This is a genomic window from Rhodanobacter sp. DHG33 (assembly GCF_014843005.1).
Lineage (GTDB): Bacteria > Pseudomonadota > Gammaproteobacteria > Xanthomonadales > Rhodanobacteraceae > Rhodanobacter_A.
In genome coordinates, this window is record NZ_JACYXM010000006.1 from 294,797 (window position 1) to 318,005 (window position 23,209).

Here is a 23,209-nt window from a genome sequence, read left to right on the forward strand (position 1 = left end):
GAAGGTCGCGAAAAAGGATTCAGTAGGCGAGCTGCGCCAGCATCTCGGCCACACGCTCGTGGGTGGTGGCGCGCAGCAGGCGCGCCGAGTGGCCGCGCAGCATGGCGTGGTCCAGCGTGGCGAGGCGGTCGCGCACCAGCAGCAGCTGGCTGGGATGCATGCTGAATTCGGTGAGGCCGAGCGCGAGCAGCATCGCGGTGAAGTTCACGTCGCCGCCGATCTCGCCGCACAGGCTCACCGGCTTCTTCGCGCGGCGTCCCGCGCCGATCACGTGCGAGAGCAGGCGCAGCATGGCCGGCTGCAGCGGGGTGTAGATGTTGTCCAGCGCGTCGTTGCCGCGGTCGGCGGCAAGCACGTACTGGGCGAGGTCGTTGGTGCCGATGGCGAGGAAGTCGGCGTGTTCCAGCAGCGAGCGCACGTTGATCGCGGCGGCGGGCACTTCGATCATCGCACCCAGCGGCAGCTTCTCGGGCAGGTCGATGTTCTCGCGCTTCAGATCCTGTCGCGCCAGCTTGAACAGCGTGCGCACCGCGATCAGTTCGTCGGGCTGGGTCACCATCGGCACCAGCACGCGCACCGGGCCGTAGCAGGCGGCGCGCAGGATGGCGCGGATCTGCGTGGTGAACACCGCGGGATAGCGCAGCGATAGGCGCACGCCGCGCACGCCCAGCGCGGGATTGTCCTCGCCGCGCATCACCAGGCCGGCGGCGTCGGCCTTGTCGGCGCCGAGGTCCAGCGTGCGGATGGTGACCGGCAGGCCGCCCATGCCCAGCACCAGGTCGCGGTAGGCGTTGAACTGCTCGTCTTCCGAAGGCAGGCCCTTGTGGCGCAGGAACAGGAATTCGGTGCGGTAGAGGCCCACGCCGTCGGCGCCGCGCGTACGCGCCAGCGCCACGTCGGCAGGGGTTTCCGCGTTCGCCAGCAGGCGGATGGCCACGTCGTCGCGGGTGCGGGTGGCCGCATTGGCAAGCGTGGCGAGGCGGCGGCCCTCGGCGGCGGCCTCGCGCTGCCAGGCGCGGTAGCGGGCGAGGTCCTGCGCGGTCGGATGCACGATGGCTTCGCCGCGGTCGGCGTCGAGCAGGATCAGGTCGTCGTCGTGCAGCAGCGACAATGCGTCGCGCGCGCCCACCAGCATCGGCAGGCCGAGGCTGCGCGCGAGGATGGCGCTGTGCGAGTACGCGCTGCCGGAGCTGGTGACGGCGCCGAGCAGGCCGTTGCCGGCGAGCTGGGCCATGTCGGCCGGCGCGATGGTGTCGGCGATGAGGATTTCGCCCACGCGCGCGGCGATCTTGCGTTCCTCGGGCGTGGTGTGGCGCTGCAGCGCGGAGACCACACGGGCGATCACCTGGTCGATGTCCTCCTTGCGGCTGCGCAGGTAGGGGTCGTCCATCGCCTCGAACACGGCGGCCAGGCGATCGCGCTGCTTCTTGAGCGCGGCGCCGGCACGGTAGTGGCCGATCCTCACCAGATCGTCGAGGCCGCGCAGCAGCTCGGCGTCGTCCAACAGCAGGCTGTGCGCGTCGATGAATTCGTTGACCTCGCGCGCCAGCGCGCCGTGCAGCTTGCCGCGCAGTTCGCGCAGCTCCTGTCGTGCCGTGTCCAGCGCGCGATGCAGGTGTTCCAGCTCGGCTTCGACCTCGTCCTCGGCCAGCGGGCGGTTGTCCACGGCATAGCGGCTGGGCCGCACCAGGCGCGCGCGTCCCAGCGCCATACCGCGCGAGGCCGGTGTGCCGGGCAGGACGTGCCTCATCGTGCTTAAGCTCCTTCGTCGAACTTGCGATCGAACAGGTCCGCCACGGCATCCAGCGCGGCCTGCTCGTCCGGGCCTTCGGTGCGGATGGTCAGCGGCGTGCCGATGCCGGCGGCCAGCATCATGACGCCCATGATGCTCTGTGCGTTGACTTCGCGGCCGCGGCTCAACAGCAGTACGGTGGATTTGTAGCCTTGCACCAGTTGCACCAGCTTGGCCGAGGCGCGTGCATGCAGGCCGAGTTTGTTGGAAACGACGATGTCTTTTTCAAGCATGGAGCGGAGCCTGTCCGTGGTCGTCGAGCAGCCCGCGCCGGAAACCGTCCGCGAACAAGCCAAGGGAAAGCAATGGTATGTGGAGAGGTGTCGCCGAGGATGCCGGCGCAGAGGCAAGCAACCGCGGGCTTTCGAAGCGCATGGCCGTGGCCGCCGTACGGCCGGCCGCTTCGTGATGCACTACCAGGGGATGGTCATTCGATGGCAATGCGGGAGTCCGGCGCAATGGATTCTCAGAGACAAGCTTTGTCGATAAAAATTCCACCGCGGCCGCCGCTGGCCGCGATCTCGGCCAATTCGTCCAGCGGCTTCTCGGCGTAGTTGAGCACGCGCAGCAGCATGGGCAGGTTGAGGCCGGAGACGCAGCGCAGGCGCACGCCCAGCGAACTGAGCGAAAGCCCGATGTTGCAGGGCGTGGCGCCGTAGAGGTCGGCCAGCACCAGCACGCCGTCGCCCTGGTCCAGCGCGCGCGCATGGCGCGCGGTGAGCGTGCGCATCACGTCGGGGTCGGCCTGCGGCGGCACTTCCACCGCCTCCACCTGCAGCGGCAGTTTCGGCATCACGTGGTAGGCGGTGGAAATCAGCGCCTGGCCGACTGCCTCATGGGTCATCAACAGCACGCCCACGCTCATGGTCGTGTTCCTGCCTTGTTTTTGCGTAGTGCCGGCATGACGGTCAGTCCAGCTCGCGGTGGAAGGTGAGCACGCCTTCGCGCGCAGCCCGATAGTGTGCGGCGAGTTGCTCGACCAGGTACACCGAGCGATGGCGGCCGCCGGTGCAGCCGATGGCGATGGTGACGTAGCTGCGGTCGTCCTGTTCGAAGCGCGGCAGCCACGCATCCAGCCAGCGCGTGGTGTCGGCTAGGTATTCGGTCACCATCGGCTCGGCGTCGAGGAACTCGCGTACCGGCGCATCCTTGCCGGTAAGCGGGCGCAGCCGCGGCTGCCAGTGCGGGTTGGGCAGGCAGCGCGCGTCGAACACGAAATCCGAATCCAGCGGCAACCCGCGCTTGAACGCGAAGGACTGGAACATCAGCGTCATGCCCTCGGTGGCCTGCGCATAACCGGTGGCGACCAGGCGGCGCAGCTGGTGCACGTTGAGGTCGCTGGAATCGATCACCTTCTCGGCGATGGCCATCAGCGGACGCAACAGGTGGCGTTCCTCGGCGATCGCGTTGGCCAGCGACTTGCCGCGCGTGGCCAGCGGATGGCGGCGGCGGGTTTCCGAATAGCGCTTGAGCAGCACTTCGTCGCTGCAGTCGAGGAAGATCAGGTGCAGCTGCACGCCGGTGGCGGCCAGCGCGGACAAGGCCTCCGGCAGGTGTTCGAGGTCGGCGCCGCGATTGCGCACGTCCACGCCCACCGCGATGCGCCGGTAGCGACCGGCGCCCCGGCCTGCCGCCTCCACCAGCTGCGGCAACAGCGAGGGGGGCAGGTTGTCGACGCAGTAGAACTCCAGGTCCTCCAGCGCGCGCAGCGCCACCGTCTTGCCGCCGCCGGACATGCCGGTCAGCACGATCAGGTGGGTCTCGTGCGGGTTGTTGAACAGGTTGGTTGCCGCGGTCTCGTCGTTCATGGTCTCACTCACCAGGGCGGCAGCCTGCGCAACTGGTGCGCCTGGCGGTCGATGAAGGTCTGTGCGGGGTCGATGCCCTTGCTCTTCAGTGCGTGGCTGCGCACGGCGGCCTCGACCAGCACGGCGATGTTGCGGCCCGGCGCCACCGGTATGGTGATCATCGGCACCTTCACGTCGAACACTTCGCGATGGCCGATATCGCCGGTGAGGCGGGTGAGCGCATCGATGTCCTCGCCTTCGCGCAGCGGCTTGAGATGGATCACCAGGCGAAGGTATTTGGACGGCTTTACCGACATGTGACCGAACATCTCGCGCACGTTGAGCACGCCCAGGCCGCGCACCTCCAGCAGGTCCTGCAGCAGCTCGGGGCAGGTGCCGTCGATCACGTCCGGTGCGATCAGGGTGAATTCGGTGGCGTCGTCGGCCACCAGGCGATGGCCGCGGCTGATGAGTTCCAGCGCCAGCTCGCTCTTGCCGGAGCCAGCCTCGCCGGTGATCAGCACGCCGATCGAAAACACCTCAAGGAACACGCCATGCAGGGTGAGCTTGGCCGCCAGCTGGCGCGCGAGGTGGTACTGCATGAAGGTCAGCAGTTCGTGGCCGCGCTTGGAGCTGACCCACAGCGGGGTGTCGGTTTCCTCGGCCACCTCGCGCAGGTCCGCCGGTATCGTCTGGTCCTTGGTGACGATCAGCGCCACCGGCCGGGTGGCGGCGATCTTGTGGATCGCCTCCCAGCGTTGGCGCGAGTCCATGGCGTCGAGGAAGTTCAGCTCCTCCGAGCCGATGATCTGGACCTTGTTCGGATAGATGACGTTGAGATAGCCGATCAACGAAGGCCGGCGCGACTGCGCCACGCCGGGTTCGAGCATGCGCGATTCGCCGCGCATGCCGGCGATCCAGCGCAGCGCCATGCGCTCGTTGACGCCGTCGAAGAGTTGTCGTGCGGTGAGCCGGTCCAAGCCTGGGTCCTTTGCGTCGCGATTTGCGAGCAGACAGGGCTCAATTGTGCCAGCTTGGACGGAGGCTGTGGCTGTGCGGGGAAAGGCAGGCCGCCCCTGGCGGGCGGCCTGCGCCGGAACATCAGCCGTACTGGGGCTCCGCGCGGGCGGAGCGGTGGTGCTTGTCAACGATCTTCTCGCGGTGGCGGCGCAGTTGCGCGACCAGTTTGTCGAACAGCATGTCGATGGAGGCGTACATGTCGGCCTCGGCGGCTTCGGCATGCAGGGTGGCGCCATTGACGCCCAGCGTGGCATCCGCGCGGTGTCGCAGCTTGTCCACCGAGAGGATCACGGCGAGGCTGACCAGCTTGTCATCGAGGCGTTGGAGGCGGTCGAGCCGGGACTCGACGTGTTGGCGCAGCGCGGGGGTGACATCGATCTGCTGGCCGCTGATTTGGAATTGCATGGTACGCCTCCTCGGGTGGTGCAGGCCGCGTTTCGCGGCGGGACGGATGCGTTTCGGGTATGCCCCTGGCGCATCTTCAAACATCCTTCGCTACAGACAAACATGAGAGCGTTTTTCCGACAGGCAAGTTCCCCGTTCAGGTTTTTCGTTGGCGTTCGCTGGAGCTGGGTATGCGCAAGCCCTCGCGGTACTTGGCCACGGTGCGGCGCGCGACCTGGATGCCCTTGCTCTTGAGCTCTTCGGCCAGCGCCTGGTCGGACAGCGGTTTGCGCGGGTCTTCGCCGTCGATCAACTTCTGCAGCATGGCCTGGATCGCGGTGGCCGAAGCGCTGCCGCCGTCTTCGGTGGCCACGCCGCTGGAGAAGAAATACTTCAGCTCGAAGGTGCCGCGCGGCGTATGCACGTACTTGCGCGTGGTGACGCGCGAGATGGTGGATTCGTGCATGCCCACTTCTTCCGCCACTTCGCGCAGCACCAGCGGGTGCATCGCCTCGGGGCCGTAGTCGAGGAAGGCGCTTTGCCGCTGCACGATGGCGCCGGCCACCTTGAGCAGGGTTTCGGCACGCGACTCCAGGCTCTTGAGCAGCCAGCGCGCTTCCTGCAACTGCCCTTTCATCCAGTTGGCGTCGTCGCCGCGGGCGCGGGCGATCAGGTTGCAGTAGTGCTGGTTGAGGCCGAGCTGCGGCTGCGCGTCCATGTTGAGGCGCACCTGCCAGCGGCTGCCTTCGCGTACCGCATAGACGTCGGGGGCCACGTATTCCACGGGGGTGGCGTCCAGCGCCGCGCCGGGACGCGGGTCGAGACTGCGGATCAGCGCCCCGGCAATGGCCACCTCGTCTTCGCCGACGCGCAGCTTGCGCGCCAGCTTCGCGATGTCGTTGCGGGCCAGCAGCTCGAGTTCGCTTTCGACGATGGCGAGCGCCAGCTCGCGCTGCGGCGTGGCGGGGTCGAACTGCAGCAACTGGCTGCGCAGGCAGTCGCGCAGATCGAGGCTGGCCACGCCCAGCGGGTCGAAGCCTTGCAGGCGGCGGCGCACCGCCTCGATTTCGTCGAGGCTGGCGGCGAAATTTTCCGGCAGCACCGCGCGTACCGCTTCGATGCCGTCGGTGAGGTAGCCGTCGCCGTTCAGCGCATCGATCATCGCGGTGGCGATCGCAGTCTGGCGCGGGTTGAAGCCGGCGAGGTTGAGTTGCCACAGCAGGTGCTGCTGCAGGGTTTCGGGCGCGGCGCTCTGCGGTTCGAAGTCGTCGTCGCCGCGCGCATTGCCGTTGCCCGCGGCGCCGCTGGAAAAATCGATGGGTGTCTCGACGTTGCCGCCGCCGTCGCTGGCCCATTCGGAAGGATCGTCGCCATCGATGTCGTTGTCGGCGGCGATTTCGACGGCGCTGGGGGAGGGGGTGTATTCGGCCTCCGGCGCGCTTTCGTCGGCGCTGGCGTCGTCCTCGTTTTCGTCGACGAATTCCAGCAGCGGATTGCCTTCGGCGATCTGGCGCAATTCGGCTTCCAGCTCCAGCTGCGACAGCTGCAGCAGGCGTATCGCCAACTGCAGTTGCGGCGTCAGGGTGAGCTGTTGGCGAAGGCGGAATTGCAGGGCGGGTTTCATGTCGACGCCATCCTACCCGCAGCCGACAGGGGGGGCCATAGCCGCCCCCCCGGCTACCGTGGAACCGGGGTCACAGCTTGAATTCGCGGCCCAGGTAGACCTCGCGCACCTTCTCGTCGGCGAGGATGTGGGCGGGCGTGCCGCGCGACAGCACCTCGCCCTCGTTCATGATGTAGGCGCGGTCGCAGATGCCCAGGGTCTCGCGCACGTTGTGGTCGGTGATCAGCACGCCGATGCCGCGCTCCTTGAGGTGGCGCACGATGCGCTGGATCTCGCCCACCGAAATGGGGTCGACGCCGGCGAAGGGCTCGTCCAGCAGCATGTAGCGCGGGTTGGCGGCCAGCGCGCGGGCGATCTCCACGCGGCGGCGCTCGCCGCCGGACAGGCTGATGCCCTTCTGAGTGGCGATGTGGCCGATCTTCAGCTCGTCGAGCAGGCTTTCGCACTCGGCTTCGCGTTGTTGCGGGGTGAGGTTCTCGCGCAGTTCCAGCACGGCCATGATGTTGTCGGCCACGCTGAGGCGGCGGAACACCGAGGCTTCCTGCGGCAGGTAGCCGATGCCCTGGCGGGCGCGCAGGTGCATCGGCAGGCCGGTGATGTCCTGCTGGTCCAGCTTGATCAGGCCGGCGTCGGCCTCGATCAGGCCCACGATCATGTAGAAGCAGGTGGTCTTGCCGGCGCCGTTGGGGCCGAGCAGGCCCACCACCTCGCCTTCGCGGATGGAGAAGGCGAAATCGCGCACCACTTGGCGCGCCTTGAAACTCTTTTGCAGACCTTCGGCGGACAGCATCGATCAGTGGCCCTTTGCCGGTGCGGCGGGTTTTGCCGGGGTGGCGGCGGGTTTGGGAAGCAGCTTGCCGGCCACCGGCTCGTTGTCGGGCACCGGCAGCGCGGTGGGCGGCTTGGCGCAGATGACCGGCGTGGCCGTGGTGTTCTTGGGCAGGATCACGCCGTGCACCAGACCGTCGCCGCCGGTGTCGCCGGTGATCTGGCTGGTGTTCTGGTCGTAGGTGAGCTTGTCGCCGTGGAATTCGCCGCGGCACTGCTGCACCACCACCGCGTTGCCGGTGAGCACGGCGATGCCGTTGATGTTGTCGTAGTTCAGGGTGGCCGCATCGCCGGTCATCAGGTTGTTGTTCTCGTCCAGTTCCTGGATGTGCGCCGGATGGCCGGGCGTGCCGGTGACCACCACGCGCGACACCTGCTGGTCGCCGTCCATGTAGAGCTTGGCGACGTCGCCGGTGACCAGCATGGTGCCCTGGGTGATCTTGACGCTGCCGGTGAGCGTGGTGACCGTATTCGGCGCGTTGTAGGCGTTGGTCTGCTTGGCCCAGGTATTCATTATCTGCTGGCGATCCGACTTCTTGGCGCTGGCCGCCAGCGGGGTCAGGGCGAGCAGGGCCGCCACGCAGGCAGCACCGAAGACCTCACGATTTGCGTTGCGGGCGCGGGCGCGGCGGGAAGGTGCCATGGCTTGCATCGAGCAGCTCCAGATGGTTGTCGTTGAGGTTGGCGCGCATGCCGATGCCGTCCAGTGTACGGGCGCCCTGCACGGCGTGTGCCGCTTCGGCCGTTTCCATGCGGTTCTCCTTCGGCCAGGCGGTGACCTCGGAGGTGTCCAGGGTCGCCATGTCCACCGGCTGGCCCTTGGCGTCGGTATAGGCGGCGCGCTGCATGTGCACCGGGCCCTGCAGCTTGATCAGGGTGCCGCTCTTGTCCACCCAGCCGTACAGCGAATGGCCGTCCCAGTCCGGGATGCCGGGCTTCTTGGGGGAGATCTGGAAGACCGGCGCGTTGATGTACAGGGTGTCGTCGTCCTCGCGGCGCTCCATATGGGGCGCCTGCATGCGGAAGGCCAGCATGCCCTCGGGGTTGTAGGACCACATCTTGGCGTTGTAGAGCACGTAACCCGAACGAGGCGGGCCCACGAAGTCGTTTTCCTTCGGCGCCCCGCTCACCCACCACAGCAGCGCCTGGGCGAGGCCGGCGGCCAGCGCCACCAGCACGATCATGGCGGGCAGTTTGCGGTCGCGGAACCAGAGTCGCAGGGAGGCGATCACTGCCAACGCTCCCGCTCGGCGGCGCTCTTGCCCTGCGCGTGCAGGATCAGGTCGCAGGCTTCGCGCGCCGCGCCCATGCCGCCGGACAGGCGGGTCTGCCAGTGCGCGGCCTCGGCCACCCACGGATGGGCGTTGGCCACGGCCACGGCGAGGCCGGCGATGCGCATCGCCGGCAGGTCGGGCAGGTCGTCGCCGACGAAGGCGGCCTGTTCGGGCATGAGGCCCAGCGCCTCCAGCAGGGCCGCGAGGCAGACGCGCTTGTCGCCCTGGCCCTGGTAGACGTGGGCGATGCCCAGTTCCTCGGCGCGCAGCGCCACCGGATGGCTGATGCGCGCAGTGATGATCGCCACCTGGATGCCGTTCGCCTGCAGCCGCTTCAGGCCCAGGCCGTCATGCACGTGGAACACCTTGGTTTCGCGGCCGTCCTCGCCGTACCACAGCCGGCCATCGGTGAGCGTGCCGTCCACGTCGAACGCGGCCACGCGGATTTTCGCGGCACGGGCGAGGAGATCGGCGGGAAGATCGGCCAGATACATGGATGGGTTCGCGCAGATGGAGGGAAGGAGCAACGCGCGATCAGACCACGCGTGCACGGAGCAGATCGTGAATATTGAGCGCACCGACCACACGCCGTTCATCGTCCACGACCAGCAGGGCGTGAATCTGGTGCTTCTCCATCAGCTGCGCCGCCTCGGCGGCCAGCTTGTCGGGGCCGATGGTCTTGGGGCCGCGGGTCATCAGCGCGGCCACGGTGGCGCCGCGCAGGTTCACGCCTTCGTCGTCCAGGGCGCGGCGCAGATCACCGTCGGTGAAGACGCCGAGCAGGCGCTGCTGCTCGTCCACCACGGCGGTCATGCCGAGATGCTTGCGGGTCATTTCCACCAGGGCGGCAGTGAGGCTGGCCTCGGGCGGCACGCAGGGCACGTCGTCGCCTGAGTGCATCACGTCGCTGATCCTGAGCAGCAGGCGGCGGCCCAGGCTGCCGGCGGGGTGCGAACGGGCGAAATCGTCCGAGGTGAAGCCGCGCGCCTCCAGCAGCGCGATCGCCAGCGCATCGCCCAGTACAAGGGCGGCGGTGGTGCTGGTGGTGGGGGCGAGGCCCAGCGGGCAGGCTTCGTTGCTGATGCTGCCGTCGACGTGCACGTTGGCCTGGGTGGCCAGCGAGGAATTCGGCTTGCCGGTGATCGCGATCAGCGGGATGCCCTGGCGCTTGATCATCGGCAGGATGAACAGCAGCTCGTCGGTCTCGCCGGAATACGAGAGCGCCAGCACCACGTCGTCGGGCTGGATCATGCCGAGGTCGCCGTGGCTGGCCTCGCCGGGGTGCACGAAGAAGGCCGGGGTGCCGGTGGAGGCCAGGGTGGCGGCGATCTTGCGCGCCACGTGGCCGGACTTGCCCATCCCGGTGACCACCACGCGGCCCCGGCAGGCCAGGATCAGCCGGCAGGCTTCCACGAAGGCGCCGTCGATGCGCGGCTCCAGCTCGGCGATGGCGGCCGCCTCGGTGGCGATCACCGCGCGCGCGCTGCGCACGATGGCGTCGGGCTGCGGTTCGATGGCGGCGTGCGGAGCGGGGCGTGGGTTCATGTGGGCTCGATACAGGGCGTAGGAATGCCCGTGGTGAGGCCTCTGTCGTTTCTGCGACAGGGGATTTCCATTACCATGGCATATTCGCATTTTAACGTCACAAGCCGACGCGATGCCGATTCCGGCCGCGCCCGCTGCCCCCTTTTCGTGGAAACCCGATGGACCCAGCACGCATCCAGACCCTGATCGAAACCGGCCTGCCAGGCGCGCAGGCCGAGGTCAGCGGCGACGATGGCGTGCATTTCGAGGCCACCGTGGTCGCCAGCCAGTTCGCCGGCAAGCTGCCGCTGGCGCGGCACCGGCTGGTCTACGCCACGCTGGGCGAACTGATGGGCGGCGCGATCCACGCGCTGGCATTGAAGACGCTGACCCCCGAGGAAGCCGCGGCGCGCCGTTGAGGCCGCTGCCGCGCTTTCCCCACCGAATCCGAAGGACGTTCCATGGCCAAGATCCTCATCAACGGCGGCGTGCCGCTTCAGGGCGAGGTGGGCATTTCCGGCGCGAAGAACGCCGTGCTGCCCATCCTTGCCGCCTGCCTGCTGGCCGATGCGCCGGTGAGCATCGGCAACGTGCCGCACCTGCACGACGTCACCACCTTCATCGAGCTGCTGGGCCAGATGGGCGTGCAGCTGGTGCTGGACGACCGCATGAAGATCCACGTCGACCCGCGCACCACCAGCACCTGCATCGCTCCCTACGACCTGGTGCGCACCATGCGCGCCTCGATCCTGGTGCTGGGCCCGCTGGTGGCGCGCTTCGGCCAGGCCGAGGTGTCGCTGCCCGGCGGCTGCGCGATCGGCTCGCGCCCGGTGGACCAGCACATCCGCGGCCTGCAGGCGCTGGGCGCCGAGATCACCGTGGAGAACGGCTACATCAAGGCACGCGCCAAGCGCCTCAAGGGCGCGCGCATCGTGATGGACATGGTCACCGTCACCGGTACCGAGAACATCCTGATGGCCGCCACGCTGGCCGAAGGCACCACGGTGATCGAGAACGCCGCGCAGGAACCCGAAGTGGTGGATCTCGCGCATTGCCTGATCTCGATGGGCGCGAAGATCGAGGGCGTGGGCACCTCCACGTTGGTGATCCACGGCGTGGATCGCCTGCACGGCACCGACTACCAGGTGCTGCCCGACCGCATCGAGACCGGCACCTTCCTGGTCGGCGCGGCGATGACCGGCGGCAAGGTGCGCGCCCGCGGCGCCCGCGCCAACACGATGGACGCGGTGCTGGCCAAGCTGGAAGACGCCGGTGCGCACATCTCCAGCGGCGACGACTGGATCGAGCTGGACATGGGCGGCCGCCGTCCGAAGGCGGTCAACATCACGACCGCACCGTACCCCGCGTTCCCCACCGACATGCAGGCCCAGTTCACCGCGCTCAACTGCGTGGCCGAAGGTACCGGCGTGATCACCGAGACGGTGTTCGAGAACCGCTTCATGCACGCCCACGAACTGCAGCGCCTCGGCGCCGACATCCAGCTCGAAGGCAACACCGCCGTCATCAAGGGCGTCAACCAGATGAGCGGCGCGCCCATCATGGCCACCGACCTGCGTGCCTCCGCCTGCCTCGTGCTGGCCGGCCTGGTGGCGCAGGGCGACACCACGGTCGACCGCGTGTACCACATCGACCGAGGCTACGAGAACATCGAGGAAAAGCTCGGCGTGCTGGGCGCGCGGATCCGCCGTTTGCCGAACTGAGCGGGTCGCCGCAGACTGCCTTTCGTTGTGCAATGGTCCCGTTGGCCGGTCACGCGCCGCTGGCTGCGCGAACACGCACACGAGCTGGATCGCTACGCGGCTGCGTAGGCCTCAAGGCTGCGAGTAGCTCACCAGCTCCAGCGTGAGATTGCCGCCGTCCTTCTGGGAGATCTTCACCGGCACCGGGTATTTCGCGGGCACGTACCAGGCGTTGAAGTCACTGTTCTGGTCGGTGCGGTCCACGCGTACCGCATCGAACGAGCCGGCGGGGACGGCGACCTTTTCGCTGGCGGCCACCTTGAACGTCTGCATCTCGACGGCCTGCCTGCCGCCGACGGGAAAGCTGGCGCTCTTCGCACCGCTGCGCAGCGCGATACCCAGCGCCAGCGGCAGGGTGTTGCGTTCCACCATGCCCGGCTGCATGGGGTAGCTGTGGTGTTTGCCGTTGTCGTCCATCTGCACGGTATTGCCCTGCACGACGAGTTCGCGGTTCTTCGGCTTGAACGAAGAGGCGAAGGCGTATTTGTACGACACCGCCTGCGGCACCTGGTCGGCCCAGGTGAAGCGCGACACTTCCGACGTACTGGCGCCGAACGCGGCGGCGAGGCCGGAGGTGCCGGTGATCTTGTCGGTGTATTCGAACTGGCCGTTGCCGACAGGCTTCAGCGTGAGCCTGGCGTCGCCCATCGGCTCGCCACCCTGCAGCACGTGGTAGGTGGCGGTGAAGGACTGGGGCACGCTCGCGGCGGAAACGGCGGTGGCGGGCAGGACGAAGGCTGCGGCTAGGCTGGCACGGAGGAGTGAGATTTTCATCCTGCCGAATATAGGTCGTGCGCCTGAATGCCGCACGACCTGGATTCTTACGAAAGCTGCGCCAGGGTGAGCGGCACAGCCACCGGCCGGCCATCGAACATCGCCTCGCCATCCCAGCGCAGGCGGCCGCGGGCGATGGCACCGACCACGGCGGGCAGCAGTCGGTGTTCTTCGGCCAGCAGGCGCTCGGCGAGCGAGGCTTCGGTGTCGCCCGGGCCGACAGGGATGCGCGCCTGCGCTACCACCGGGCCGCCATCCAGTTCGGCGGTGACGTAGTGGACGCTGGCGCCGTGCTCGCTGTCCCCGGCTTCGAGGCAGCGGCGATGCGTATGCAGGCCGGGGTACTTCGGCAGCAGCGACGGATGGATGTTGATGGCGCGTCCTTCCCACTCGGCCACCACGGCGGCGTCGATCACGCGCATGAAGCCGGCCAGCACCAGCAGCTCGGCACCACTGGCGGCGACGCGTGCGAACAGCGCACGGTCGAAGCTGGGGCGGTCCGGATAATCCTTCGGGTTCAGGGACAGCGTGGGGATGTGCGCGGCTTCGGCCAGCCGCAGCGCACCGGCGGATGCCTTGTCGCTGCCTACCAGCACCATGTCCACGGGCAACGTGCCGGCCTCGCGCACGGCGATCAGCGCGGCGAGGTTGCTGCCGCGGCCGGAGGCGAGCACGGCGACCTTGAGGAGAGGCTGGCTCACGCTGGGCTCAGCCGATATGGACGCGCTCGTCGCCCGTCGCCTTCACCACTTCGCCGATGACGCGGCTGGACAGCCCATGCTTTGCCAGCAGGGCGGATGCCGCAGCCACCGCGTCGCGCGGCAGGATCACGGTGAAGCCCACGCCGCAGTTGAAGGTGCGCCACATCTCTTCGCGCGCCACCTTGCCTTCGCGCTGCAGCCAGTCGAACACCGGGGGCAGGGCGATGCTGCCCGCGTCGAGTGCGAGGCCGAGACCGTCGGGCACCACGCGGATGATGTTTTCCTTGAGGCCGCCGCCGGTGATGTGGGCCATGCCGTGGATCGCCGCAGCCTGCGTGGCGATCAATTCCAGCATCGGCTTCACGTAGATCGTGGTGGGGGCCATCAGCGCATCGACGAGCTTCACGCCGCCCACGTCCAGGTCCAGCGGGCTGCCGGCGCGTTCGAGGATCTTGCGGACCAGCGAATAGCCATTGGAGTGCGGGCCGCTGGAGGCCACGCCCAGCACCACGTCGCCGGCCACGATGCCGTCGCCGGAGAGCAGCTGCGACTTTTCCACCGCGCCCACGGTGAAGCCGGCCAGATCGTATTCGCCCGGCGGGTACATGTCGGGCATCTCGGCGGTCTCGCCGCCGATCAGCGCGCAACCGGCCAGCTCGCAGCCCTTGGCGATGCCGCCGACCACGGCCGCGGCGGTGTCCACGTCCAGCTTGCCGGTGGCGAAGTAGTCGAGGAAGAACAGCGGCTCGGCGCCCTGCACCAGCACGTCGTTGACGCACATGCCCACCAGGTCGATGCCGATGGTGTCGTGGCGGTTCAACTGCTGGGCCAGCTTGAGCTTGGTGCCCACGCCGTCGGTGCCGGAAACCAGCACCGGCTCCTTGTATTTGCCGCCCAGGTTGAACAGGCCGCCGAAGCCGCCCAGCCCGCCCATCACTTCGGGACGGCTGGTGCGCTTGACCAGCGGCTTGATGCGTTCGACCAGAGCATTGCCGGCGTCGATGTCGACTCCGGCGGCACGGTAGGTGAGGGCGTCGGACATGGCGGCAACCGGCGTGGGAAACGCGCAATTCTACTGCATGCGGCGGGCTGCCGACGCGGTCGCGCATCGGTTTCGTGGCCGACGGCATGGACGCCACGGGGGCGATTGGGCAGACTTCCACGGTATCCCCCGCCAAGTGTCCCGCCCATGCGCCCGTTCGCCATGCGTCTGTTCTCCGTCGTCCTGCTGCTGGGCCTGGTCGCGTGGCAGCCGTTGCGGGCGCAAAGCGCCTCGCCGTATTCGGTGACGGTGCCGGTGACCGACACCAGCGATGCCCAGCGCGGCGACGCCTTCGCCAGCGCGCTGAGCCAGGTGCTGGCCCGGGTGGCCGGCGGGCAGGACCTGCGCGGCAAGCCCGGTTACGACGACGCGCTGAAGAACGCCGCGGCGCTGGTGCTGCACTTCCAGTACGCACGCGCCGCTACCGGCATGAGTCTCTCGGTGGATTTCGAGCCGGGCGCGGTGCGCCACCTGGTGACCCAGCTGGGTGTGGTGGACAGCGTGAGCGGCAAGCCGCCGGTGCTGTTGATGGTGCGCGGCAGCGACGGCCAATTGATGGACAAGGCGGCCCTGGCCAGCCTCGCCAGCGCGGCCGCCGCGCGCGGCTACGACGTGGCCTATGCCGATCCCGCGAACGCCCCCGACCCGGCCAAGGTGGATGCCGCCGATCCCGCCACGCTGGCGGCGATCAACCAGCAATACCACACCGGCCTGGTGCTGCTGGGCAGCCTGCATAACGGCAGCGCGGACTGGACCCTGGTATCCGGCGGCAAGTCGCAGCGCTGGAACGACAAGGCCGCCACCGAAGACACGCTGATGGCCAACGCCGGCAACGGCGTGGTGGATCGCCTCGGCAGGCAGCTCAACGTGATCGGCTCCACCGTCAACGACGAGCGGCTGTGGGTGAGCGGCCTCGCCAGCGCGATGGACTACGCCAACGTGCTCAATCTGCTGCGCAACGATCCTTCTGTGCGCAGCGTCGCCACCTTGGGGGCGGACAACGACGGCATGCTGTTCGAGGTGAAGTCGGTGATGCCGGCCGACGCGTTGACCGCGAACCTCGCCGCCAGCGGGCGGCTGATCCGCGGCGACGCGCATCCCGATACCGATGCCAGCCTGCGCTGGTTGCATTGAGGCGTGGCTGCACGTAGCGTCATGCATGACGACATTGCCATTCCCGCCACGCTGCGCGCGGAACGCCCGAAGGGCGGCCCCGGGCAGGGCGGCACCACCGAATGACCCGATTTACTTGGTGTTTCCATGCGAAATGGATGCTCGCATCTCCCTGCGGTGCGCTCGTCCTTCCGGCCGGTTCAGCTGTTCGCCAGCGGCATCGGCAGTCGCAGGCATGACGCCTCGAAACGAGGGGCAAGCATGATGTATTGGGGAACGCCTTGACTCACGAGAACCATCGCCGCTGGCAGATGCTGGCGATCATCGCGATCCTCGCCCTCGTGCTGTGGCGGCTGGGGCCGATGCTGATGCCGTTCGTGATGGCGGCGATGCTGGCCTACCTCGGCGATCCGCTGGCGGACCGGCTGGAGCGCCTGCGCATGAGCCGCAGTCTGGCGGTAAGCATCGTGTTCCTGGTGCTGATCCTGCTGCTGGCGGGGGCGTTGCTGCTGCTGATCCCGCTGATCTCGCGCCAGGTCGAGAACCTGATCCAGAACGTGCCGCGCTACGTGGACTGGGCCGAACACACCGCTTGGCCGTGGCTGCAGGTCAAGCTGCACCTCGATCCGCGCACCTTCGACAGCGACCGGATGATCGCCACGATCAAGGAGCACATCGGTTCGGTGAGCGGCATCGCCGGCCAGGTGCTGGGCAAGGTGTCGCGCTCCGGGCTGGGCTTCGTGCTGTGGCTCACCAACCTGGTACTGATTCCGGTGGTGACGTTCTACCTGCTGCGCGACTGGGACCGGCTGGTGGCAGCCATCGACCGGCTGCTGCCGCGTTCGATCGAGCCGACCGTCGCCTATCTCGCGCGCGAGTCCGACGCCGTGCTGGGCGCCTTCGTGCGCGGCCAGTTGCTGGTGATGCTTGCGCTGGGCGTGTACTACGGCGGCACGCTGTCGCTGGTGGCCGGCCTGTCGGTGGGCGTGCTGATCGGCATGGTGGCGGGCCTGCTCAGCTTCGTGCCCTACCTTGGATTCATCACCGGCTTCGGCGCTTCGATCATCGCCGCGCTGGTGCAGTACGGCGACTGGAGCCACGTGCTGATCGTCTGCGCCGTATTCGTGGTCGGACAGTTGCTGGAAGGCTATGTCCTGGTACCCAAGCTGGTCGGCGAGAAGATCGGCCTGCATCCGGTGGCGGTGATCTTCGCAGTACTGGCCGGCGGTGAGTTGTTCGGTTTCCTCGGCGTGCTGCTGGCGCTGCCGGCCGCTTCGGTGGTGATGGTGCTGCTGCGCTACCTGATGGAGCGCTACCGGCAGAGCGAGCTGTATACCGAAGAGGGCGAGGCCGATCCCGCCATCCACGAGGTGGAGGTCGCGATCGAAGTCGCCGTGGGAGCGTCGGGCGGCTTGAAGACCGTGAACGTGACCGAGGCGGCTTCGGACGATCCGTCCCCCAAGCCATGATTCCCCAGCTGCCGCTCGCCCTGCGCTGGCCGCGCCGCCAGCGCTTCGAACATTTCCAGGCCGGTGCCAACGCCGCCGCACTCGCCGCGGTCGAACGGCTGGCGTGCGAACCCGGCGCACCATGGCTTTATCTGCATGGCCCCGCCGGCAGCGGCAAGAGCCATCTGCTGATGGCAGCCTGCCAGGCGGCCAGCGAGGCGGGGCGCGGCGTGCAATACCTGCCGCTGGCGAAATTTCCCGATCGGGCCGCCGCGATCCGCGGCGTGGCCGGCGGCGATCTGCTGGCACTGGACGACCTGGGCGCCATTGCGGGCCAGCGCGAAGCCGAGCACGCGCTGTTCGATCTCTACAACCGCGCCAAAGCGGAAGGCTCGGCCCTGCTGTTTGCCGCCGAAGCCGCACCTGCGCAACTGGGCCTCGGCCTGCCCGACCTGCGCTCGCGCCTTGGCGCCTGCACGCAGTTCGCGCTGAAGCCGCTGGACGATGCCGAGCGCCGCGACGTGCTCAAGGCGCAGGCCGGATTGCGCGGCATCGAACTGGACGAAGGCGTGCTCGACTGGCTGTTCGCGCGCCACACCCGCGACCTCGGCGCGCTGCTCGACCTGCTCGACCGGCTGGATCAGGCTTCGCTGGCCGCGCAGCGGCGGGTGACCATCCCGTTCCTGCGCGAGCTGCTGAAGTAGCCGGATAGATCAACCGCAGACGATGGTGGATTCCCCATGCCCGACATCCAGTTCAGCAGCGACGAGAAGGAAATCCTCGTGCGCAAGATCAAGCTCTATTTCACGGAAGAGCTGAAACAGGATATCGGCCGCTTCGACGCCGAATTCCTGCTGGATTTTTTCGCGGCCGAGGTCGGCGCCTATTTCTACAACCGCGGTCTGTACGACGCTCAGGCCATCCTTTCCAGCAAGATGGACGAGCTCGGCGAGGCCATTTACCAGTTGGAGCGGCCGACCGAATTCAGGCGATGAAAGCGCGTTTTCAGCTTGAGCGCTCGGCGGACGGCAGCTATGAAGTACGCTTGGAATCGGCACCCAAAGGCCTGAGCACCACAGGCATGATGTTGGGAGGCGCGGTCGGGCCGGTGGTGCCGGATGCCACACCGCCGCTACGGGATGAAGTGGTCGCAGAGCGCCTTGGCGATCCAGGCATCAGGCTATGCGGGCCGTTGCCCCGATCGGCGGTTAAGCCGTCGAGGACGACGGGACGCTGATGCTTCAGGCCTTCAGCAGCTCTGGCGTGGCCTGTGCACCGATGGCGTCGGTCATCGCCTTCGCCACGTTGAGGTTGCCGGCGATGATATTGCCGCTTTCGGGGATGCCGTCGCGGCCGGCGAAGTCGCCATAGCGGCCGCCTGCCTCATGCACCAGCAGCGCGCCGGCAGCCATGTCCCAGGGCTTGAGGCCGATCTCGAAGTAACCGTCGTAGCGGCCGGCGGCGGTGTAGGCGAGGTCCAGCGCGGCGGAGCCGGAGCGGCGGATGTCCTCGGCCTGGCCCAGCAGGGCGCGGGTCATCGCGAGCTGCGTGTCGAGATGGGCGCGCTGGCGGTAGGGGAAGCCGGTGGCGATCATCGCGCCGCCGAGGTTCTCGCGCTTGCCGACGCGGATGCGGGTGGGGCCGGTACCCTTGTCCAGGTAGGCGCCGTCGCCTTTGCTGGCGGTGAACAGCTCGCCGCGCAGCGGGTCGAACACCACGCCGTAGACCGGCACGCCCTTGTCCAGCATGGCGATGGACACGCTGAAATGCGGGATGCCGCGCAGGTAGTTGTGGGTGCCGTCCAACGGGTCGATCACCCAGGTGAGCGGGTTCTTCTTGCCGATGGCGCCGCTTTCCTCGGCGAGGATGGCGTGATCGGGGTAGGCGCGGCGCAGTTCCTTGACGATCTCTGCTTCGGCCAGCTTGTCGACCTCGGAGGCGAAGTCCATGCGCTGCTTCTCGACGACGGCGAGGCCGTCGATGCGATTCATGTAGCGCAGGATCACGTTGCCTGCGGCGCGCGCGGCGCGTACCGCGATGGTGATGGCGGGTCGGGTCATGGCTTCGGCTGTCGAAAGAACGGGTTGCGGCCGGCGATTCTAGCAGAGCCGGGCCGCGGGCTGGCGTATCCTAGGCGGTCTTTAGCTTTGCCGGCGGTGCCCATGACCTCTCTCGACCTCGCTTCCCTGTTCCGCTTCGTGCTGGTGCGCACCTCGCATCCCGGCAATATCGGCGGCGCGGCACGGGCGATCCGCACCATGGGTTTCACGCGGCTGGAGCTGGTGGCGCCGCAGCGTTTTCCCGACCGCGAGGCGGATGCGCTGGCGGCGAACGCGGTGCAGGTGCTGGCCGAGGCGGGCGTGCACGACACGCTGGTCGGGGGGCTTGCAGGGGCGAGCTTCGCGCTGGGCCTGTCCGCACGACGGCGCGGGGTGAACCTGCCGGAGCTGTCGCCGCGCGAAGGTGCCGCCCAGGCACTGGCCGCGGCCGCCCGCGGCGAGCAGGTGGCCCTGCTGTTCGGCAACGAGCGCACCGGGCTAGAGAACGATGAACTGGCGACCTGCCATGCGATGGTGCGCATTCCCAGCGTGGACGATTTCAGCTCGCTGAACCTTGCACAGGCCGTGCAGGTCATGGCCTACGAACTGCGCCTGGCGCTGCTGGGCGATGTATTGCCCGAGCCGCCGCCCGAGCACGACGAGCCGCCCGCCGATGCGACGCAGATGGAGCGCTTCTACGCGCACCTCGCCGAGACGCTGGACGACATCGACTTCCACAAGGGCCGCGAGCCGACCACGATCATGCTGCGGCTGCGCAAGCTGTTCCAGCGCGCGCAGCCGGACCAGCGGGAGCTGCGCGTGCTGCACGGAATTCTGGCCGACGCACAGCGGATGGCGACGCTGGCGGGCGACAAGCGATAAGGGTGGCGGCCTAGCCGTCCGCCTCGTCCGCGGCATCCTGCTTCGGCATGCGCGTCACCAGCAGCTTGTCGATGCGCGCGCCGTCCAGGTCCAGCACTTCAAAGCGGATGCCCTGCCAGACGAACACCTCGCCGACTTGCGGGATATGGCCCAGCGCGGCCATCACCATGCCTGCAGCGGTGCGGAATTCGTGCTCGGCCTCGCCGGGCAGGTGGTCGAGGTGCAGCAGCTCGCGCAGGTCGTCCGTGGCCAGGCTGCCGTCGACCAGCCAGCTGCCGTCGGTGCGCTCGACGATGGGCGCGTTTTCCGCGGTGTCGCCGTGCGCGAGCTGGCTGGCGCCGACCACGGCGGCGAGCAGGTCGTTGACCGTGACCAGGCCCTCGATGTCGCCGTATTCGTCCACCACCAGCGCCAGCGGCGTTTCGGCGTCGCGGAACTCTTCGAGCAGATCGAGCGCGCGCGCGGTGGCCGGCACATAGAGCGGCTTGGCGAGGTGCTCGAACAGCTGCGGGCGGCCCTCGGCGAAGGATTGCAGCAGGCGTTTCACTTCGACCACGCCCACCACCTCGCTCTCGTCGCCGCGATACACCGGATAGCGCGAGTAGGGGGTCTGCCGCAGCACTTCCACGTTGTCTTCGCGCGGCGCGGCCATGTCCAGCCACGCGATGCGCACGCGTGGCGTCATCACGCTGTCCACGCTGCGGTCGCCGAGGCGCAACACGCGGTTGACCATGGCGTGCTCGTCCGCATCCAGCACGCCCTGCTCGGCGCTCTCGGCCACCAGCAGGCGGATCTCCTCTTCCGTGGCGGCGGCGTGGCTGTGGCCGCGCACGCCCAGCACGCGCAGCAGCAGGTTGCTGGCGGTGTTGAGCAGCCAGACGAACGGCGCGGTGGCGCGCGACAGCAGCAGCATGGGGATGGCCACGATGGCCGACACCTTCTCCGGCGCCGACAGTGCGAGGCGCTTGGGCACCAGTTCGCCGACCACGATCTGGATGAAGGAGATCAGCACGAAGCCCAGCACCACGCCGATGATGCGGGCGTAGGGCTCCAGCCACGCGGTGTGGCCATCGTGCAGCAGGGTCGCGATGTGCGCGCCCAGCGCGTCGCCGGCCACCGCGCCGGTGACCAGCATGATCAGGGTAATGCCGACCTGGATGGTGGAGAGGAAGTATTCCGGATTCTCGGCATGCCGCAGCGCCACGGTGGCGCGGCGGCTGGCGCGTGCCATCTGCTTGAGGCGGCTCTTGCGCGAGGCGACTAGTGCCATCTCGGACAGCGCGAAGAAGCCGTTGCACAGGGCGAGCACGAGGACGAGCGCGATTTCGGTCAGCATCGCGTGGGGCGTGGGGCGGAATGCATGGAGGCAGTTTAGCGGCTAAACCGCGCCGTTACGGGGTGCATGCTGCGATGCGAGGTAACTGTCCTGTAACATCGCGGCCATTCGACCCAAGGCGCGACCCGCATGTTTTCACTGCAGACGATCTTCGGCAAAGGCGACAAGTTCTACGGCCTGCTCGAGCAGAGCGCCGAGGCGGCGCACGAGAGCGCCAAGGCGCTGCACGCGCTGGTCACCCAGGCCGATCACGCCCCGGTGATGGCCGCGTTCGCCGCTACCCGCGCGCGCGAGAAATCGCTGGCCGCGAAGATCAGCGAGGAACTGGTGAACACCTTCGTCACCGCGCTCGACCGCGAGGACATCGAGGCGCTGAACACCGCGCTGTACAAGATCCCGAAGTCGGTGGAGAAGTTCGCCGAGCGCTACGACATCGTGTCCGTGCGTCTCGAAGGCGTGGATTTCGGCCAGCGCGCGCTGGTGCTGGAGCGTTCCACCATGGTGGTGGCCGAGATGATCGGCGAGCTGCGCCGCGGGCTGCGCATCGACCCCGTAAAGAAGCTGCAGGACCGCCTGCAGACGCTGGAGTCGGAGGGCGACCGCATGCTGCTGGCGCCATACCGCACGCTCTACGTCGAAGGCAACGACGCGATGAAGGCGATGCTGGCGAAGGATCTGTTCGAATTGATCGAGAAGGCCATCGACAAGTGCCGCGACGTCGGCAACATCGTCTACTCGATCGTGCTGAAGAACTCATGAGCCTCGGACTGGTCGTGGTGGTGGTGGCGATCGCGCTCGCCTTCACCTACATCAACGGATTTCACGACACCGCCAACTCCATCGCCACGGTGGTGGCGACCAAGGTGCTCACGCCCGGGCAGGCGGTGCTGCTGGCGGCGGTGACCAACCTGATCGGCGCGCTGTGGGGCACCGCAGTGGCGGCCACCATTGCCGCCGGCATCGTCAACACCGGCGTGGTGGATGCGGGGCCGCAGCTGCTGATCTGCGCGCTGCTGGCGGCCATCGTGTGGAACCTCATCACCTGGTGGCTGGGCCTGCCATCCAGTTCCAGCCATGCCCTGGTGGGTGCGCTGGTGGGCGCGGCGATGGCCGAGGCCGGCGGCCATTTCAATGCGGTGGTCTGGTCGCAGGGCGGCGCGCACTGGTGGTTGGGCAAGGGCGTGATTCCCAAGGTGGTGGTGCCGATGGTGGCTTCGCCCATCGCGGGCCTGGTGATCGGTTTCCTGCTGATGGGCGGCCTCTATGCACTGCTGGCGTGGTTCTCGCGCCGCAGCGGCTGGCTCCGGTTGCTGGGTCGCACGCCCTTCGTCAACAGTTTCTTCGGCAAGGCGCAGATCGCCTCGGCCAGCGCGATGGGGCTGGCGCACGGCATGAACGACGCGCAGAAGAGCATGGGCATCATTGCGCTAGCGCTGGCCAGCGCTACCGCGGCGGGCCAGTTTGATCACCTGCCGGTGTGGCTGCACTTCCTGCGCATCAGCGGTTCCGCCCACGGCGGCTTCGTGGTGCCGGCGTGGGTGGCGGTGGTATGCGCGCTGACCATGGCCGGCGGTACGGCCGGCGGCGGCTGGCGCATCATCAAGACACTGGGCCACAAGATGGTGAAGCTGCACCCGATCAACGGCTTCGCCGCCGAAGGCAGCTCGGCCATCGTGATTCTGACTGCCTCGGCATTCGGCCTGCCGGTGTCCACCACCCATGTGGTGTCGTCCGCGATCATGGGCGTGGGTTCGGCCAAGCGTTCCAACGCCATCAAGTGGTCGGTGGTGGAGCGCATGGTGTGGGCGTGGATCCTCACCTTGCCGATCACTGCGCTGGTCGCGTGGGGTTTCGTCGCGCTCGCCCACCTGGTGGCTTGAG

26 protein-coding genes are annotated in these 23,209 nt (G+C 68.0%); 9 read left to right on the forward strand and 17 right to left on the reverse strand.

What is annotated here, in order from left to right; translation table 11 throughout:
- Nucleotides 1-19: 19 nt before the first annotated feature.
- From ptsP to IHE46_RS12925, 12 genes are all read right to left on the reverse strand, one after another.
- Nucleotides 20-1,750 (reverse strand): phosphoenolpyruvate--protein phosphotransferase, encoded by a 1,731-nt coding sequence (gene ptsP, locus IHE46_RS12870; RefSeq protein ID WP_192165038.1) that lies wholly within the window; start codon nt 1,748-1,750, stop codon nt 20-22.
- A 5-nt stretch (nt 1,751-1,755) separates the two neighbouring features.
- Nucleotides 1,756-2,025 carry an HPr family phosphocarrier protein gene (locus tag IHE46_RS12875; protein WP_192165039.1) on the reverse strand — a complete coding sequence of 90 codons (270 nt, stop codon included), beginning with the start codon at nt 2,023-2,025 and terminating at the stop codon, nt 1,756-1,758.
- A gap of 233 nt (nt 2,026-2,258) precedes the next feature.
- A complete protein-coding gene (locus tag IHE46_RS12880) occupies nt 2,259-2,657 on the reverse strand; it encodes a PTS fructose IIA subunit family protein (RefSeq protein ID WP_192165040.1) in 399 nt (132 codons plus the stop codon).
- A gap of 43 nt (nt 2,658-2,700) precedes the next feature.
- On the reverse strand, nt 2,701-3,600 hold the full coding sequence (gene rapZ, locus IHE46_RS12885; protein WP_192165041.1) for an RNase adapter RapZ: 900 nt from the start codon (nt 3,598-3,600) through the stop codon (nt 2,701-2,703).
- Nucleotides 3,601-3,608: 8 nt separating this feature from the next.
- Nucleotides 3,609-4,559, reverse strand: coding sequence for an HPr(Ser) kinase/phosphatase (gene hprK, locus IHE46_RS12890; protein WP_192165042.1), 951 nt, complete (start codon nt 4,557-4,559; stop codon nt 3,609-3,611).
- 121 nt (nt 4,560-4,680) lie between these two features.
- Nucleotides 4,681-5,004, reverse strand: coding sequence for a ribosome-associated translation inhibitor RaiA (gene raiA, locus IHE46_RS12895; protein WP_192165043.1), 324 nt, complete (start codon nt 5,002-5,004; stop codon nt 4,681-4,683).
- 136 nt (nt 5,005-5,140) lie between these two features.
- A complete protein-coding gene (locus IHE46_RS12900; protein WP_192165044.1) occupies nt 5,141-6,607 on the reverse strand; it encodes an RNA polymerase factor sigma-54 in 1,467 nt (488 codons plus the stop codon).
- Nucleotides 6,608-6,677: 70 nt separating this feature from the next.
- Entirely contained in the window at nt 6,678-7,397 is a 720-nt protein-coding gene (gene lptB / locus IHE46_RS12905; RefSeq protein ID WP_192165045.1) for an LPS export ABC transporter ATP-binding protein, read from the reverse strand.
- A gap of 3 nt (nt 7,398-7,400) precedes the next feature.
- The gene (gene lptA, locus IHE46_RS12910) at nt 7,401-8,078 is read right to left on the reverse strand and encodes a lipopolysaccharide transport periplasmic protein LptA (RefSeq protein WP_225563037.1); all 678 of its coding nucleotides are present in this window, start codon (nt 8,076-8,078) and stop codon (nt 7,401-7,403) included.
- The gene (lptC, locus tag IHE46_RS12915) at nt 8,035-8,667 is read right to left on the reverse strand and encodes an LPS export ABC transporter periplasmic protein LptC (RefSeq protein WP_343230031.1); all 633 of its coding nucleotides are present in this window, start codon (nt 8,665-8,667) and stop codon (nt 8,035-8,037) included. Before lptC ends, lptA begins: the two co-directional genes overlap by 44 nt.
- Entirely contained in the window at nt 8,664-9,203 is a 540-nt protein-coding gene (locus tag IHE46_RS12920; protein WP_192165047.1) for an HAD hydrolase family protein, read from the reverse strand. The genes lptC and IHE46_RS12920 overlap by 4 nt, the downstream gene beginning before the upstream one ends.
- Before the next feature lie 40 nt (nt 9,204-9,243).
- Nucleotides 9,244-10,254, reverse strand: a complete 1,011-nt coding sequence (locus IHE46_RS12925) for a KpsF/GutQ family sugar-phosphate isomerase (protein WP_192165048.1) — start codon at nt 10,252-10,254, stop codon at nt 9,244-9,246.
- Nucleotides 10,255-10,412: 158 nt separating this feature from the next.
- Between IHE46_RS12925 and IHE46_RS12930 the strand changes: the two genes are divergently transcribed.
- Complete coding sequence (locus tag IHE46_RS12930) at nt 10,413-10,652, forward strand: BolA/IbaG family iron-sulfur metabolism protein (RefSeq protein ID WP_192165049.1); 240 nt, start codon at nt 10,413-10,415, stop codon at nt 10,650-10,652.
- Between the two features lie 42 nt (nt 10,653-10,694).
- On the forward strand, nt 10,695-11,954 hold the full coding sequence (gene murA, locus IHE46_RS12935; RefSeq protein ID WP_192165050.1) for a UDP-N-acetylglucosamine 1-carboxyvinyltransferase: 1,260 nt from the start codon (nt 10,695-10,697) through the stop codon (nt 11,952-11,954).
- A 111-nt stretch (nt 11,955-12,065) separates the two neighbouring features.
- Here the strand turns inward: murA and IHE46_RS12940 are convergent, their stop codons facing one another.
- The 3 genes from IHE46_RS12940 to purM are packed head-to-tail and all read right to left on the reverse strand — an operon-like array spanning nt 12,066 to nt 14,510.
- Entirely contained in the window at nt 12,066-12,767 is a 702-nt protein-coding gene (locus IHE46_RS12940) for a DUF3108 domain-containing protein (protein ID WP_192165051.1), read from the reverse strand.
- Between the two features lie 47 nt (nt 12,768-12,814).
- Nucleotides 12,815-13,468 carry a phosphoribosylglycinamide formyltransferase gene (purN, locus tag IHE46_RS12945; protein ID WP_192165052.1) on the reverse strand — a complete coding sequence of 218 codons (654 nt, stop codon included), beginning with the start codon at nt 13,466-13,468 and terminating at the stop codon, nt 12,815-12,817.
- A 7-nt stretch (nt 13,469-13,475) separates the two neighbouring features.
- The gene (purM, locus tag IHE46_RS12950; RefSeq protein ID WP_192165053.1) at nt 13,476-14,510 is read right to left on the reverse strand and encodes a phosphoribosylformylglycinamidine cyclo-ligase; all 1,035 of its coding nucleotides are present in this window, start codon (nt 14,508-14,510) and stop codon (nt 13,476-13,478) included.
- Nucleotides 14,511-14,657: 147 nt separating this feature from the next.
- Here purM and IHE46_RS12955 point away from each other — a divergent pair, with 147 nt between their 5' ends.
- The 4 genes from IHE46_RS12955 (at nt 14,658) to IHE46_RS12970 (ending at nt 18,066) form a co-directional block, all read left to right on the forward strand.
- The gene (locus tag IHE46_RS12955; protein ID WP_225563038.1) at nt 14,658-15,644 is read left to right on the forward strand and encodes a DUF2066 domain-containing protein; all 987 of its coding nucleotides are present in this window, start codon (nt 14,658-14,660) and stop codon (nt 15,642-15,644) included.
- A 260-nt stretch (nt 15,645-15,904) separates the two neighbouring features.
- Nucleotides 15,905-17,092, forward strand: coding sequence for an AI-2E family transporter (locus IHE46_RS12960; RefSeq protein ID WP_343230032.1), 1,188 nt, complete (start codon nt 15,905-15,907; stop codon nt 17,090-17,092).
- Nucleotides 17,089-17,775: a DnaA regulatory inactivator Hda gene (gene hda / locus IHE46_RS12965; RefSeq protein WP_192165054.1), complete on the forward strand. Its 687-nt coding sequence runs from the start codon at nt 17,089-17,091 to the stop codon at nt 17,773-17,775. The genes IHE46_RS12960 and hda overlap by 4 nt, the downstream gene beginning before the upstream one ends.
- A 36-nt stretch (nt 17,776-17,811) precedes the next feature.
- On the forward strand, nt 17,812-18,066 hold the full coding sequence (locus IHE46_RS12970; protein ID WP_192165055.1) for a DUF2164 domain-containing protein: 255 nt from the start codon (nt 17,812-17,814) through the stop codon (nt 18,064-18,066).
- Nucleotides 18,067-18,312: 246 nt separating this feature from the next.
- Here IHE46_RS12970 and IHE46_RS12975 read toward each other — a convergent pair whose 3' ends face one another.
- The gene (locus IHE46_RS12975) at nt 18,313-19,131 is read right to left on the reverse strand and encodes an inositol monophosphatase family protein (RefSeq protein WP_192165056.1); all 819 of its coding nucleotides are present in this window, start codon (nt 19,129-19,131) and stop codon (nt 18,313-18,315) included.
- A 102-nt stretch (nt 19,132-19,233) separates the two neighbouring features.
- Here IHE46_RS12975 and IHE46_RS12980 point away from each other — a divergent pair, with 102 nt between their 5' ends.
- Nucleotides 19,234-19,992, forward strand: a complete 759-nt coding sequence (locus IHE46_RS12980) for an RNA methyltransferase (protein ID WP_192165057.1) — start codon at nt 19,234-19,236, stop codon at nt 19,990-19,992.
- Nucleotides 19,993-20,002: 10 nt separating this feature from the next.
- Here the strand turns inward: IHE46_RS12980 and IHE46_RS12985 are convergent, their stop codons facing one another.
- On the reverse strand, nt 20,003-21,328 hold the full coding sequence (locus IHE46_RS12985) for a hemolysin family protein (RefSeq protein ID WP_192165058.1): 1,326 nt from the start codon (nt 21,326-21,328) through the stop codon (nt 20,003-20,005).
- Between the two features lie 129 nt (nt 21,329-21,457).
- On the opposite strand from IHE46_RS12985, the gene IHE46_RS12990 reads away from it, so the two are divergent.
- Nucleotides 21,458-22,087, forward strand: coding sequence for a pit accessory protein (locus tag IHE46_RS12990; RefSeq protein WP_192165059.1), 630 nt, complete (start codon nt 21,458-21,460; stop codon nt 22,085-22,087).
- Nucleotides 22,084-23,208, forward strand: coding sequence for an inorganic phosphate transporter (locus IHE46_RS12995; RefSeq protein WP_192165060.1), 1,125 nt, complete (start codon nt 22,084-22,086; stop codon nt 23,206-23,208). Before IHE46_RS12990 ends, IHE46_RS12995 begins: the two co-directional genes overlap by 4 nt.
- The last annotated feature ends 1 nt before the right edge of the window (nt 23,209 follow it).